Raw genomic sequence first — 13694 nt, forward strand, 5'->3', positions numbered from 1 at the left:
TTTACAGGAGGGGAACACATTGTTTTCCTTTTCTGACAGTTAGGAGAAAAAAATGGCTAGAAAGCGAAGAAAAACAAGCAAGAAAGTTCAGGCTGGAGCTCCTCCCTGGATGACGACCTATTCTGATCTCATGTCGCTGCTGCTGACTTTCTTTATCCTTTTGTTTTCGATGTCGATCGTGAGCGAAGAACGCTTCCGAGAAGTAGCAGAATCCTTAAGGATGGCTCTAATTGGAAGCAGCAGTGATTCGATCCTTGACGATAGAGGCAACTCCTTCGGAGACCAGTCATTTGAAGACTACGGTGACTTGAGTGAGTTTGAGGGCCTGGATCCAGATGATCTGGCCGTAGAAGATGAGGAAACGGATGCCCAGTATATCCCGGAGCAGGTTCTGGAGCTCTTCGATACGGTAAACGTTTACCTGGTGGATGAAGGGCTCAATGCAGACGTGACCTTGTCCCGGGACCAGCAGGGCGTTTATATCGACATCCAGGAAGCCATCATGTTTGATCCTGGGAGCGCCAATCTAAAGGCTAATGGTTTGCAAACGATGGATCAGCTTGCCGGTTTGTTTGATCTGTTTCCCAATGAAATCATCATTGAGGGCTATACAGATGATGTGCCGGTGGGAACCTTGTTTGAAACCAACTGGGAGTTGTCAGTTGCCCGGTCGGTTACCGTACTCAGATATTTATATGAAGAGCATGGGATCGACCCGGACCGCCTCTCCGCTAAGGGATACGGGGAATACCGACCAATCGTACCGAATGATTCAGTTGAAAACCGGGCTTTAAACCGTCGGGTAAATATCGTTATCGTTTACGATGAAAGAGAGGAAGTATCAAGTGGCACAGACTAATGACAGAGAGAAAAAGAAAAAGGTAGGAAAGATACTCACCTTCATTTTATTGGGTGGGGTACTGATTGTTTTAGGTATCGGTTTAGGAGTGACTGTTTTTGACACGGATTCAAATGCTGATGCGGATACAAATCTATGGGACCGTTTCAGTTTTAATGCAGAAGCGGAGGCCGCTGAAACGGCTATTCCATTAGAAGAATTTCTGGTCAATGTCAAAGGTGATTCATCCAGAGGGCATGCAATTGTCCGTATGGAAATCACAGTGACGAGCTTTGACGATCAGGCCAAGGACGTGATTGCTGAAGACATTGCTAAAGTCAGAGATGCAGTTATCCATGTCGTATCCGGTCATAGCACCCAAACAATCCTTGAAGAAGCTGAAGGTGAGTTCATCATCAAAGACGAAATCAGAGACCGAATCAACCGGTCTCTGGAAGAAGACCTGATTGAAGAGGTCTTTGTAACTAATATCCTGATTCAGCGCTAATCACATATTTGTAAGACAATAAAAGATTATCCCAAATACTGAGACAAGAGAGGAGAGGAATATGGACCTGAACGATTTACTACAGATGATACTCGCGCTTATTTTAATCGTCTTTCTGGCTAATTTCCTATTAAAAAAATTGAATCATTTCCAGCAGCCGGCAGGACAGGTGATTACAATCATTGAGCGGGTTCAGATGTCTAAAGCCTCCTCTATCTGTATCGTGCAAGTTGGGACGGAATATATGCTGATGAGCGTGTCGGACAGTCAAAATGAACTGCTTAAAACCTTCACTCCAGAAGAAAAAGAAGCGATTCAGCAAAAACTGGCACAAAAACAGTCGGCTGCAAAGGTATTTAAATCAGAAGGCAAGGCGGAAAAGCTAATCGGACTTGCAGGCAGCCAGTACAAGAATATGAAAGCTCAGTACGCTGACTTTCGGGAGAAAGGAAAGTCCAGGAGATGACGGAAAATTTAGTAGACGCTCTAGCAGCAACGAATGACTCCTCTGAAGTTGTCAATTTATACCTGCTGCTTTTCTTAATAGCGCTGATTCCTTCCTTTCTCGTTTTGACGTCAAGTTTTACCCGTACCATCATTGTCTTGTCGTTCACCCGTAATGCTTTGGGAACCCAGCAGAGTCCCCCCAACCAGGTTCTGATCGGACTGGCTTTGTTTCTATCCCTCTTTGTCATGCGACCGGTCTATCAGGAAGTAAATGATCAGGCTCTGCAGCCCATGCTTGCTGGAGAGGTGTCCCGGGAAGAAGTCTTTGACTTGGCAGAAGATCCGATCAAAGGGTTCATGCTGGAGCAGACCCGGTCGAGCGATTTGGAGCTGTTTGTTCAGTTGAGTGGAGAAGACTTCCCGGAGGATCCGGAAGATTTGTCTTTGTTTACAGTGATCCCGGCCTTTGCCATCAGTGAGCTGCGGACGGCCTTTACCATTGGCTTTCTGATTTTTATCCCTTTTCTGGTGATTGATATCGTCGTGGCCAGCATTTTGATGTCCATGGGAATGTTCATGCTGTCACCGGTTATGATTTCACTGCCCTTTAAGCTTTTACTGTTTGTCATGGTCGACGGCTGGTATTTAGTGGTAGAATCGCTGATTGGCAGTTTTTACTGATTGCTTTAATCGTTTAATCTTAAGGAAAGAAAGGACATACATATGTCAGCACAAAATGTTTTAGATGTACTGCAGGACGCTTTCCTCGTTCTGATTAGAGTAGGTGGACCGGTGCTGATCGTCGCTCTAGTCATCGGTCTGGTCATCAGTATCCTTCAGGCGACCACTCAGATCCAGGAACAGACCTTGAGTTTTGTTCCCAAGTTGTTCGCCATTTTACTGACACTGGTTTTACTGGGAAATTTCATGCTAAACACATTGATGGCCTTTACCGACCAGCTGTTTACGATTATCGCCGGGTTGTGACGGGATGACAGCAGAAGTGCAGCAGTTTTTGCTAGTCATGATTCGCCTGACGGTTTTTATAGCGGTGACTCCAGCTTTTTCCCACAGCTCTTTTCCAACCATCAGCAAGGTGGCTCTGTCAGTGGGTTTGAGTCTGCCGATCATGGGGATCATTGAACCCCTGCAGGAAGAACTGGCCATTGGCAGCTTTGTCACTATTGGCATAAAAGAGGTTTTTATCGGACTGGCTTTGGGCTACATTACCCTGCTGTTTTTTACTGCAGTAGAAATAGCAGGCTCACTGGTAGATTTTCAAGTCGGTTTTTCCATGGGTTCCATCTATGACCCTTCCCTGGGCGTGAATGCTTCTTACTATGGCCGGATTTACTACTGGATATCAATCATGATCTTCTTTATTGCCAATATCCATCATCAGGTAATCACGACACTGGTTGAATCCTTCCTGTGGGCGCCTTTAGACCAGTTGACTTTCAGTCATATAGGAATGGAAGGCATGATCCACCTGTTCGGTAATTTATTTGGAACAGCGATTCAACTGGCGATCCCTCTGATCATCGTGGCGTTACTGTCTGAACTGACACTGGCCTTGATTTCAAGGACTGTTCCTCAGATCAATGTCCTGATTTTAGGGATGCCGATGAAGACTTTGGTGAGTCTGATATTCATGTTCTTCTTTCTGCCGACATTGATGAACAACATCGGTGAACTCTTCCCGAACATGATCCGGCACATGAATGAATGGCTTTATTCACTGCAGTGAGACTAAGGTTGTAAAGCAAAGAGTGTTCGAGTGACTGGCACCGAAAACAAGCATGAATAATAGATTGGCAAATGATTAGAAGGGGTGAGGCACTGTGGCAGCAGATAAAGACGGTAAAACAGAAAAACCCACCCCCAAGAAGCTCCGTGAAGCGAGAAAAAAAGGGCAGGTTCCAAAAAGTCAGGATCTGTCTTCGGCTTTATCATTCGGATTGTTTGCCTTAAGCTTTACCTTTTTGGCGATGTACGTCCTGCAGCGGGCCTATGTGTTCATGCAGTCGTCACTCCGTATGGATAGCAAACCGGACACCGTCATGCATGAACTGCCGGCAGTCGGCATGGAGGCTATCATCTGGTTTCTCATTCTGGCAGCGCCTTTTCTGGCTATTGCCTTTTTTACCGGGGTCATTGGCAATATGGTGCAGGTCGGCTTCCTGTTTACAAAAGAGCCGCTTAAACCGAGTTTAAACAAGATCAATCCAGTCAGTGGTTTCAAAAATATCTTCGGCAAGAAAGCAGTGTTTGGACTGGCGAAGAACCTGATGAAACTGTTCATTGTTGTGGGCTTTACAGTTTATACGCTTTACCAGTCGGCGCTAGTCATTTTAAATGCCGGCCAAGTCGGTGTACCCGCCATTTTTCCGCTGATGATCGAGCTAGTCAGTCAGCTTGCTTTCCAGCTGGCGGTATTTCTTGCCGTTTTGGGCGTGCTTGATTATGTGTATCAGCGCTATGATCACAAAAAGAACCTTATGATGTCGATGCAGGAAATCAAGGATGAATACAAGGAAATGGAAGGCGATCCGCAGATCAAGTCTCAGCGAAAAGCCCGCTACCGGGACATGCTGGCAGGAAACATTCAGGATGTGGCAGAGGCGACCGTTTTGATTACAAACCCGACCCACTTTGCTGTCGCAATCCGCTACGACAAAAATAAGGATCAGGTGCCGGTTGTTCTAGTTAAAGGACAGGATCTGATGGCTTTGAAAATGAGAGAAATGGCGGGCGAGCAGGAAGTGCCAATCATTGAGAACAAGCCACTGGCTCGATCACTGTATAAGCAAGTCGAGCCGATGGACCCGGTACCCACTGAACTGTACCAGGCGATTGCGGAAATACTGGCTCTAATCTTCCAAGCTGAAGAAGCGCGTAAACATAAGATTTGATAAAGAATGGGTGGACTAAATGAACAACCAGACAACCGCCCAGCGTCGAGCGACGCTGGCCAATACATTGAACATACTGATTGCATTTGTCGTCGTGTCGATCATCGGGATTATTGTTATCCCTATGCCGACCTTTATTCTCGACTTTCTACTAGTGGTCAATATATCACTGGGAATCACTATACTGGTGCTGACCCTGTTCACCCATTCGGTACTGGATTTCCTCAGCTTTCCTACGCTGTTGCTAGTAACAACTATGATCCGTTTAGGCCTGAATATCAGCTCAACCCGGCTGATTTTGACTCAAGGGGATGCCGGGCGAGTTATCGATACGTTCGGTAGTTTTGTTGCTGGTGACAACTACATAGTTGGGGCCGTTCTGTTCATTATCATCGTTATCGTTCAGATTCTGGTCGTCACCAATGGAGCCAGCCGAGTGGCGGAAGTTTCTGCCCGCTTCACACTGGATGCCATGCCCGGAAAACAGATGGCGATTGACGCTGATCTGAACAGTGGTCTGATCAATGAAGAGCTGGCCAAAACCAGACGGTCCAACTTAGAAAAAGAAGCCAACTTCTATGGCGCCATGGACGGGGCCAGCAAATTTGTTAAGGGAGACGCAATTGCCGGAATCATCATTACCTTGATCAATCTGATCGGCGGAATCATCATTCACTCTCTTCAAGGCGGCTATACCATCACTGAAGCGATGGCGCATTTTGGCCAGCTGACGATCGGGGATGGTCTGGTCAGTCAGATTCCTTCACTGCTGATTTCCGTTGCCTCCGGAGTGCTCGTTACGAGAACCGCTAATGAGAAGGCCTTCGGAGACACAATCGGAGGAGAGCTATTCCATACACCACAGGTCATGTATATCGTTGCGACCTTGCTGTCGATATTTGCACTAGTGCCCGGCTTTCCCTTTTTCCCTTTCATTCTGCTAGCAACCGCACTGGTCGTCGCGGGCTATCTGGTAGGAGAAAGTCAGAAAGCGACTGCTCAGGAAGCCAAGGCCCAGCAGCAACAGGCTGTTACACAATTGGAAGCAGAGCCGGTTGACGAGTCAGCTTCTCAGTTTCAGGTTGACCGCATCGCTGTGGAGATCGGCTACGGGCTGATTCCTCTAGCTAATGAAGATCAAGATTCGAGCATGACAGATCAGATTGCAGCGATCAGAAAACAGTTGTCCTATGAACTGGGTATTTTACTTAATCCGATCCGCATCAGAGATAACCTCCAGATGAACCAGCATGATTATGTAATTAAAATCAAAGGGAATGATGTCGCTTCAGGAACATTATATCCCGACAAGTTCCTGGTCGTAGAGCCAGGGGGAATTGAAGAGGAAATCGACGGAATCGACGCCAAGGAACCGGCTTTTGGTCTGGATGCCTTATGGGTCACAGATAAAAACAAGGAAATAGCTGAGCTACACGATTACACAGTGGTCGATCCGCTGACGGTCCTGGTCACACATGTCAAAGAAGTGATGAAGCAAAATGCCGATGAACTGCTGGGCAGGCAGGAGGTCAAGGAGCTGCTGGAGGGACTCAAGGAACAGTACAATGTAGTTATTGACGAATTAATACCAGATATCCTACAGCTGGGTGATGTACAAAAAGTGCTACAGCGACTGTTGAAAGAAGCTGTGCCCATTACGGATCTGGTCACAATTCTTGAAACGCTGGCCGATTACGGTCATGCGACGAAAGACCATGAAACGCTGACAGAATATGTCCGTCAGGCCCTTAAGCGAACTATCGTCAAGGAGCATATGGACAATCAGGGCACATTGAACGTGATTACGGTTCATCCGGACGTCGAGGACCGCCTAGCATCCAGCATTCAGAAATCCACGCAGGGATCGATACCGGTGCTGCAGCCTCAGGAAGTCAATCAGCTCTTCGACAGTATCAACCAGCAGAGCAGTATGCTGACTGCACAAGGTATGCCTTTTATTTTACTAACTTCGCCTAAGATCAGACCGGCCATGCGTAACTTGCTGTCGTTCAACTTTCCGGAGCTGAGCGTTTTGTCTTTAAATGAAATTCCCAATGAATGTCCAATCGAAAGTGCCGGCATGATCAGTATGAACAACTAGTCAGGAGGGGAAAAAGTGGAAGAGAGCCTTCGCAATGAACAGGTGATGCAGTACATACCACTGGTACACAAGGTCGTGCATGGACTGAAAATCAACAACAAGGAATACGATCATGAAGATCTGGTCAACATTGGCGTGATCGGTCTGATGAGCGCAGTTGAAAAGTACAATCATTCCCTTAATGTCCCGTTCATCAACTATGCCTACATGCGGATAAAGGGAGCCATCATTGATGAGATCCGAAAAACCTCAAAAGTTTCTCGAAACAAGATCAAGGCAGTCAATGATTATTACGACGCAGTCACTCACCTTCAGCAAAGTCTACTGCGCACACCTACGGACCAGGAAATCTGTAAGGGAATGGAGATATCGGACAAGGATCTGAAAGATATATATGAAACGATCCATCAGCTTTCCGATGTATCACTGGACGATATTTTATTTGATCATTCTTCAAATGAAACGAATCTGATGGAAGTCATGACGGACCAGACTGCTGTCAAAGCAGAGGATAAAGTGATTCAAGCAGAACAGTTTGACTTTATGAAAAAAGCTGTTTTGACACTGACGGAAAGAGAACAGCAAATCCTGCAACTAATTTACCATGAGGAACTCAGTATGAAGGAAGTCGGCTATGTCTTCGACATATCCACTCCCCGCGTGTCGCAGATCCATGGTAAAGCCCTGCTTAAACTTAGAGAAACGATCAGAAAGGATTATGGACATGATTAGAGGAATCGACACCCTGTCAGGCAGCTTTAATGTCCTGACTCAAAAACAGAGAAACCTAGCTTCCAATGCAGCCAATACGCAGACCCCCGGTTACAAGGCACAGCAACTGGTGACCAGCACGACGGAAGCAGTTGACGTACATAATTATACTCGAGGTGTGAATGCTGACCGCAGACGAGAAATCGGTTCACTTGTATTCGGCAATCAGCTGGATGAAGCAGTACGCAACTTCTCAGCCGGCGGAATGCAGTCTACAGACAGCAGGACGGATGTCGCTGTGAACGGTGATGCTTTCTTCACTGTTCAAAGTGAAGCCGGTGAGATATTCTATACAAAAAATGGAAACTTTTCAGTTAATGCAGACGGTCAGCTGGTCACACAGGAAGGGTATACGGTTCTGGGCATCCTTGAAAACGGCGGCACAGCTCCCATTACAGTCGGATCTGATCTTGAAGCATCGTTCACGATCGACGCTAACGGCTTTGTCTACACAAACGATCAGGGTCCGCAATTTCTGTACCTGACCCGGTTCGATGAGCCGGAAGCCCTAACGTCAGAGGGCGGCACTCTGTTTTCGGGTGGGGCGGGTGAGCCGGTCGGTGTGGGGTTTACCATTCACCAGGGACAGCTGGAAAACTCTAATGTCGATATGGCCGATGTCATGACCGATATGCTTCAGATATCCAGAGAATTTGAGGCTAATCAGCGGGTCCTGCAGTCAATGGATGAAACACTTAAGCGGGCCACTCAGGAAGTCGGCCGCACATAAAGGAGCAGATAAGACGTGAATATTCCCTATAGTATTTCTAAAAGTGCGATGCGTTCCCAGCAACAGAAGATGGACCAGCTTGCACACAATATAGCCAATGCCAATACAATCGGCTACAAAAAAAGCGATACGAGTTTTCGCGAACTGGTACACAATGCCGTGACCGAACAGGATGTGCGCCTCTCTGGGACAGCCGATAATTCATCACTAAACCGGGGTGTGTGGACGAGTGCCGGAAAAAACCACTTCTCCCAAGGGAGTCTAACGCAAACGGGCGATCCGCTGCACATGGCCGTCGGCGGGAGCGGGTTTTTTGCTGTGCAAGGTGCAGACAACCTACAGCTGCTGACCCGTGATGGCGCCTTTCACTTGAACGGAACAGGGGAGATTGTGAATGATCGGGGCGACTATCTGGAAGTGGAGCTCTTTGTTCCCAGTAATCAGTGGGACTTGAACTCCCTTCAAATCAGCAAAAATGGAGATATTTTAAGTCAAATCAATGGTCAGGAAACGGTGGTGGGATCAGTACCGCTGTTTCTTCCGGCAAATGCTCAGGCTATGGAGTCTGTCGGGGGGAACATGTACCGTGTCGCAGATGGAACACAGCTGATTTCTTCTGTGGATCAGCCGGGTGCATTCGGCTCGATCATGAATAACTATCTGGAAGAGTCCAATGTGAATCTCGCCCAAAGTCTGACTGAGATGATCATGTCTCAGAGAGCCTACTCGCTGAATGCCAAAGTAATGCAGAGTACAGACGAAATCCAGTCTTTAATCAACCAGTTTACTTAATTTTTATCATGCTAAACAGGTCCGTCATAGAAGCAAGTAAGAGGGGGAAGCTCCATGATCAGACTGATCAGTGTATCTAATTACTATAAAAAAACAGACACAAAATCTCTTGAGCAAGTGTCCGTCGATATCGATCAGGGAGAGTTTGTCTACTTGATTGGAAAAAGCGGATCAGGCAAATCGACTCTGCTTAAGACACTTTATGGCCAAGTCAGGCCAACAGAGGGGCATGTGGTTTTTGATTCTTTCGTCGTCAACCAGTTGAAAAATCACGAACTGCATCAGTTAAGAAGACAGGTCGGTGTCGTCTTCCAGGAATACAATCTACTGGACTACATGACGGTTTTCGAAAATGTGGCCTATGTGCTGGAAGTGACAGGCGTAGAGGCATCTCTGATTGAAGACATGGTCATGGAAGCCCTAGAGACAGTGGGCTTGAAGCACAAGGCTCTGGACTTTCCTGAAAACTGTTCCGGAGGTGAGCAGCAGCGTATAGCCATTGCGCGGGCCATCGTACACAAGCCCAAACTGCTTATAGCAGATGAACCGACCGGTAGTCTGGACCCTAAGACAAGCTGGAAGATGCTTCGTCTCCTTCACAAAATCAATAAGACCGGTACCACAGTTATTATGGCCACTCATGAACAGCATTTTGTTCATCAAATGCCGTCACGTGTTATTCAGTTGGAGAACGGAAAAGTCAGGAGTGACCGCTCCAAGAACCATACCCTGCTGATTTTAAATAATACGATGGGCGAATACTATGTTGTTTAATACTGATGATTAGTGTAAAAATGAAAAGGTCAAGAGGCCTTTTCGTTTGAACTCTAAAAAGTAGTAGATTTAGCTGGCTTTTGATGATTAGGGCTGCTTATTTGAAGGAGGAATTCCAAATTTGGTAGTCTCCTCCAAATAAATACCGTTTAATTAAAGGAGGAGTCTCAAATGCAGGCTCTCCTTTAAACAAAGGCTACTTAAATGAAGGAGGAGCCTCATGTTCAATTGTCTCCTCCAAATAAATACTGTTTAATTGAAGGAGGGGGCTTATATACAGCCCTCTCCTCAAAATACATTCAAAGCAAAAGTGTGAAACTGGTCAAGATATAATAAGCTACAAACAATAAAGAAAGCAGAACAGTCTAAAAGCCTTAAATAGAAAAAGAGACGCGCAGGCGTCTCTTTTCATCTTTCAGCTGATCAAACTAAAAGAGCAGAAGCTTTATCCTTTACTGACTCACACACTCTACGGATAGCCTGTACTTATCAGGCTGGAGCCGTTACGGTCGTAGCAAGTGGGGCATTAAAGTCTGTCTCTTCTGCGCTGTCTTTTTGTTGCAGCTGCAGTTCTCTAATCAGAGGATCCAGTTTTTCAACTTCGCGCTGCAGGTTGGCCGCAATAGTTGTTGTTTCACTGATGCGTTTCATCTGGTCGACAGACAGCTGATCTGCGTGTTCAACAACTGCCGTTGTCTTGCTGGCGGACTGCTGAATTCTTTTCACTGCATGCTGGATGTCTTTGGATTTAACGGAAATCTGTTTCGCCGTTTTAGCAGTCAGCTGAATATCCTTATCAAGACCTATTGCTGCACCGTGAATATGATGAAATTTTGCTTCTGTTTTCGAAACGCTGATCAGACTTTCTTTCATTTTCTGTCCACCGTCCGTTACGGATAGACTTGCCTCAGCACTGTCTTTTTGAACAGCCTTGATTACACTAGATACCCGGGCAACTGCCTCGTCTGTTTGATCAGACAATTTTCGGACTTCTTCCGCAACAACAGCAAAGCCTTTTCCGGTCTCACCGGCTTGTGCGGCTTCGATGGCTGCATTCAGTGCAAGCAGGTTTGTTTTATCAGAAATATCTGAGATTACTGTAATGATGCCACTGATTTCTTTAGCCTTCTCATCCAAAGACATGATTATCCTATCGACTTGCTCAAAAGCTTCTGCAAGCTGAGTGATTTCACTTGTTGTTTGTCTGACGAGTTCAGATCCTTCAGCCGACTCTGAAGTCAGGATGCTTGAAGATGAGACGATACTCTCTGCATTCTGTTCAATGCTTTCGATTGAAGACAGAAGAGAGACCAGCACTGACTGACTGTTTTCGGTTTGACCGACCTGTTGATCAGTTATTTCTAAAATATCTTTTAAGGCTTCTTTAACTTTCTCGCTGCTGCTTCTGGTATTTAAAGCATTGTCTGTCAGCCTATGAGAAGTATCCTCCACATGGGCACTGGTACTTTTGAGCTGGTCGATAATTGAGAAGAGTGTCTGTTCACTGGATGCGTTGATCTTTTCAAGTACAGCTACTTGCTTCTTGCTGCTGGTGATTTGCCAGATTACTGTACCGGCAGTCAGTAACAAAAAGATAGCATGAATTAAGACCATCAGAAAAGAATATTCCCCAATCCCGTATACAAAAACAGTTGCTGGCGCAAAAAAATAGCCAAATAAATGCTGAAAAGTGAACAGACCTGTCATCAGCATCACCAGATTTGTGGACTGATAGTAGGTCATAGCTGCCAGCACTGTAAAGATGCCGAAATGATATTCAACTGATCCGTGCCCACCCATAATCATACTGATGACTGCAAAAGTTAAAATCAGAGTAACAAGCAGAGGCAGCAGTCGGTGCTTGGGATTTTTGAACAGCAATGCAACTGAAAGTAGCTGAAGAAGTAGTGGAAGAGAGAGGAAGGCGAAGCTGATGGGATAAAAAGTATCAGGCAGGCCAGCCGTTGGATGATGGTGCCCACCGTGTGTGTGGCTGCTCAAAATCGACAGGCGGTGCAGAATGTGAACCAGTACCGTCAGAGCCGTAATCATGCCTGCCAGTGTAACCATGAGTTTGTTTTTATTCATTTAATCATTCCTTCATGTGATATGCTTACAAAAGATACTATCGGAAAGTAAGCACAACAATTAAGCATTCCTATAAAATAATTTCTGATTTAAAGGTATAATAAAACAAGAGTTGTATAACTACAAGGAAAGGAGGAGCACAAATGCTCGAAAAACTAAATTTAAATATGGAAGAAACCAAGATATGGCTTACGCTAGGAGGAAGTGTTCTTTTTTCTTTTTTGCTTTCCATCGTGGTGATTGTGCTGGATACAAGAGTATTTGATGTGGTCAATGACTTGCCCCGGTGGAGCGTGACTAGTGTAAGTCTTGCGAGGGAAATACTCAGTCTTTTGGCGGGATCGCTGTTTTCTGTCGCCACTTTTACATTTGCAACAATGCTGACCATTATTACATTATATACCTCGAATTTTAGCCCAAGAGCCATGGAAAATTTTCTGATGAACCCTGTATCGATGCGTACTCTGGGTGTTTTTTTAGGTGGCTTTATTTACTGCTTGTCCTCTTTGTTCTTCATGCGTTCAACTGAAGAGGAGCTGCTAGTCATCTCCGCTACGGTAGCGCTGTTCTATGCTTTAGGATCCGTATTTATGTTTACCCGTTTTGTATATTCTAGCGCCCAGTATGTTCAGCTGGAAAAACTGATACACAATTTGTATGTGGAAGCAGAGGATGTCTATGATCGCTTCATTGAGCGGTTTGAACCCTACCAGACGCTCAAGCATCTTCCAGAACTGGATTTTTTATATGCCTATACTGTATCGGCCTCACAAAGTGCCTACATCGAGCACATTCAGTTTGACCCTTTGAAAAAAACTGCCGAAGAGCATGACTTGCTGATTCAGTTGTCTTTTCGGGTCGGTCAGTTCATTACCAAGGGAGAGTCAGTGGCAGAAATTTTGACAAACAAAAAAATTAAAGATATCGATACTGTGTTTAATCAAGTCAACCAGAGCTTCTCATATGAAGAGAAAAAATCTGCGTTGTTCGATCCGGGATACGCTCGCGTAAAACTGACTGAAGTAGCTCTGCGTGCGGTGTCTCCCGGCATAAATGATCCCAATACCGCCATTCATATTCTTAGATACAAAGCCCTTTTGGAACGGAAGCTTGCAGCACTTCCTGGAAAATATGCAATGATTAAAGACGATGAAAAAAAACTGGATAGCGCGGATTCGAATACGTACCAGGGAGTCGTTTTTTACCGTTATAACGATTTTGCTCAGGACCTTTACAGAGGCTACTGGCAGCTGGTGTTTTATATGCAACAGGACATTGCCGGTGTTCATGCTCTTTTTGAAGCCCTCAAGACAATCGCCTTTAAATCTCATGGTGATAACCTTGGGTTTATCAAAGAATATAACGATTATTTGTACAAAATGACAATTAAGAATTTCGAGGAAGACTTTGACCAGCAAGTAATCGAAAGAGGATACACTGACGTGACGGCCATCCTTGAGCAAAACAAAAACCAAATAAAAGAAAGCAAGTAAGCTTAATAAGCTAAGAGAGAGGAGCGGTCCTCTCTTTTTTTTATGAATAGAAATACAGTTTTTCTGCTTTTTTCAGTTGGTCCTCATTAATAGTCATCATCAGTATACACCCTCTTAACATATTACAAAAACAGCCGATAATAAGTCGTAAATACTATGGAAAAGAGGAAACTGTTCATGAAAGAAGGGGTTGCTGATATTAGACAGGAAGCTGAAAGGTCTGTATCAGGAGAAAATAAA

14 protein-coding genes are annotated in these 13694 nt (G+C 45.4%); 13 read left to right on the forward strand and 1 reads right to left on the reverse strand.

Annotated features, from left to right (window positions below; translation table 11 throughout):
* Window positions 1–52: 52 nt before the first annotated feature.
* From ADIAL_RS09625 to ftsE, 12 genes are all read left to right on the forward strand, one after another.
* Window positions 53–859: a flagellar motor protein MotB gene (locus ADIAL_RS09625; RefSeq protein ID WP_034303008.1), complete on the forward strand. Its 807-nt coding sequence runs from the start codon at window positions 53–55 to the stop codon at window positions 857–859.
* The gene (locus ADIAL_RS09630; RefSeq protein ID WP_034303010.1) at window positions 846–1346 is read left to right on the forward strand and encodes a flagellar basal body-associated FliL family protein; all 501 of its coding nucleotides are present in this window, start codon (window positions 846–848) and stop codon (window positions 1344–1346) included. Before ADIAL_RS09625 ends, ADIAL_RS09630 begins: the two co-directional genes overlap by 14 nt.
* A 61-nt stretch (window positions 1347–1407) precedes the next feature.
* A complete protein-coding gene (locus ADIAL_RS09635) occupies window positions 1408–1812 on the forward strand; it encodes a FliO/MopB family protein (protein WP_034303011.1) in 405 nt (134 codons plus the stop codon).
* On the forward strand, window positions 1809–2474 hold the full coding sequence (gene fliP, locus ADIAL_RS09640; protein ID WP_034303013.1) for a flagellar type III secretion system pore protein FliP: 666 nt from the start codon (window positions 1809–1811) through the stop codon (window positions 2472–2474). Before ADIAL_RS09635 ends, fliP begins: the two co-directional genes overlap by 4 nt.
* A gap of 42 nt (window positions 2475–2516) precedes the next feature.
* Window positions 2517–2780, forward strand: coding sequence for a flagellar biosynthesis protein FliQ (gene fliQ / locus ADIAL_RS09645; protein WP_034303015.1), 264 nt, complete (start codon window positions 2517–2519; stop codon window positions 2778–2780).
* A gap of 4 nt (window positions 2781–2784) precedes the next feature.
* On the forward strand, window positions 2785–3540 hold the full coding sequence (gene fliR, locus ADIAL_RS09650; protein WP_034303017.1) for a flagellar biosynthetic protein FliR: 756 nt from the start codon (window positions 2785–2787) through the stop codon (window positions 3538–3540).
* 94 nt (window positions 3541–3634) lie between these two features.
* Window positions 3635–4705 carry a flagellar biosynthesis protein FlhB gene (gene flhB, locus ADIAL_RS09655; RefSeq protein WP_034303019.1) on the forward strand — a complete coding sequence of 357 codons (1071 nt, stop codon included), beginning with the start codon at window positions 3635–3637 and terminating at the stop codon, window positions 4703–4705.
* Window positions 4706–4724: 19 nt separating this feature from the next.
* Window positions 4725–6806, forward strand: a complete 2082-nt coding sequence (gene flhA / locus ADIAL_RS09660) for a flagellar biosynthesis protein FlhA (protein ID WP_034303021.1) — start codon at window positions 4725–4727, stop codon at window positions 6804–6806.
* 15 nt (window positions 6807–6821) lie between these two features.
* Window positions 6822–7538: a sigma-70 family RNA polymerase sigma factor gene (locus tag ADIAL_RS09665; protein ID WP_051503849.1), complete on the forward strand. Its 717-nt coding sequence runs from the start codon at window positions 6822–6824 to the stop codon at window positions 7536–7538.
* Window positions 7531–8307 (forward strand): flagellar hook-basal body protein, encoded by a 777-nt coding sequence (locus ADIAL_RS09670; RefSeq protein ID WP_034303022.1) that lies wholly within the window; start codon window positions 7531–7533, stop codon window positions 8305–8307. Before ADIAL_RS09665 ends, ADIAL_RS09670 begins: the two co-directional genes overlap by 8 nt.
* Window positions 8308–8322: 15 nt before the next feature.
* On the forward strand, window positions 8323–9099 hold the full coding sequence (locus ADIAL_RS09675; RefSeq protein ID WP_034303023.1) for a flagellar hook-basal body protein: 777 nt from the start codon (window positions 8323–8325) through the stop codon (window positions 9097–9099).
* 54 nt (window positions 9100–9153) lie between these two features.
* Window positions 9154–9873 carry a cell division ATP-binding protein FtsE gene (gene ftsE, locus ADIAL_RS09680; protein ID WP_034303025.1) on the forward strand — a complete coding sequence of 240 codons (720 nt, stop codon included), beginning with the start codon at window positions 9154–9156 and terminating at the stop codon, window positions 9871–9873.
* A gap of 489 nt (window positions 9874–10362) precedes the next feature.
* On the opposite strand, the gene ADIAL_RS09685 is transcribed toward ftsE, so the two are convergent.
* On the reverse strand, window positions 10363–11961 hold the full coding sequence (locus tag ADIAL_RS09685; RefSeq protein WP_034303026.1) for a methyl-accepting chemotaxis protein: 1599 nt from the start codon (window positions 11959–11961) through the stop codon (window positions 10363–10365).
* 143 nt (window positions 11962–12104) lie between these two features.
* Here ADIAL_RS09685 and ADIAL_RS09690 point away from each other — a divergent pair, with 143 nt between their 5' ends.
* Window positions 12105–13454: a DUF2254 domain-containing protein gene (locus ADIAL_RS09690; RefSeq protein ID WP_034303028.1), complete on the forward strand. Its 1350-nt coding sequence runs from the start codon at window positions 12105–12107 to the stop codon at window positions 13452–13454.
* Window positions 13455–13694 lie beyond the last annotated feature (240 nt).

The organism is Alkalibacterium sp. AK22 (assembly GCF_000585255.1).
Lineage (GTDB): Bacteria > Bacillota > Bacilli > Lactobacillales > Carnobacteriaceae_A > Alkalibacterium.

Excerpts from the sequence above, each read along its gene's own strand:
- ADIAL_RS09670 (WP_034303022.1), top strand. The coding sequence starts at position 7,531 with ATGATTAGAGGAATCGACACCCTGTCAGGCAGCTTTAATGTCCTGACT.
- ADIAL_RS09685 (WP_034303026.1), bottom strand. The coding sequence starts at position 11,961 with ATGAATAAAAACAAACTCATGGTTACACTGGCAGGCATGATTACGGCT.
- fliR (WP_034303017.1), top strand. The coding sequence starts at position 2,785 with ATGACAGCAGAAGTGCAGCAGTTTTTGCTAGTCATGATTCGCCTGACG.
- ftsE (WP_034303025.1), top strand. The coding sequence starts at position 9,154 with ATGATCAGACTGATCAGTGTATCTAATTACTATAAAAAAACAGACACA.
- ADIAL_RS09635 (WP_034303011.1), top strand. The coding sequence starts at position 1,408 with ATGGACCTGAACGATTTACTACAGATGATACTCGCGCTTATTTTAATC.
- ADIAL_RS09625 (WP_034303008.1), top strand. The coding sequence starts at position 53 with ATGGCTAGAAAGCGAAGAAAAACAAGCAAGAAAGTTCAGGCTGGAGCT.
- fliP (WP_034303013.1), top strand. The coding sequence starts at position 1,809 with ATGACGGAAAATTTAGTAGACGCTCTAGCAGCAACGAATGACTCCTCT.
- fliQ (WP_034303015.1), top strand. The coding sequence starts at position 2,517 with ATGTCAGCACAAAATGTTTTAGATGTACTGCAGGACGCTTTCCTCGTT.
- ADIAL_RS09690 (WP_034303028.1), top strand. The coding sequence starts at position 12,105 with ATGCTCGAAAAACTAAATTTAAATATGGAAGAAACCAAGATATGGCTT.
- flhA (WP_034303021.1), top strand. The coding sequence starts at position 4,725 with ATGAACAACCAGACAACCGCCCAGCGTCGAGCGACGCTGGCCAATACA.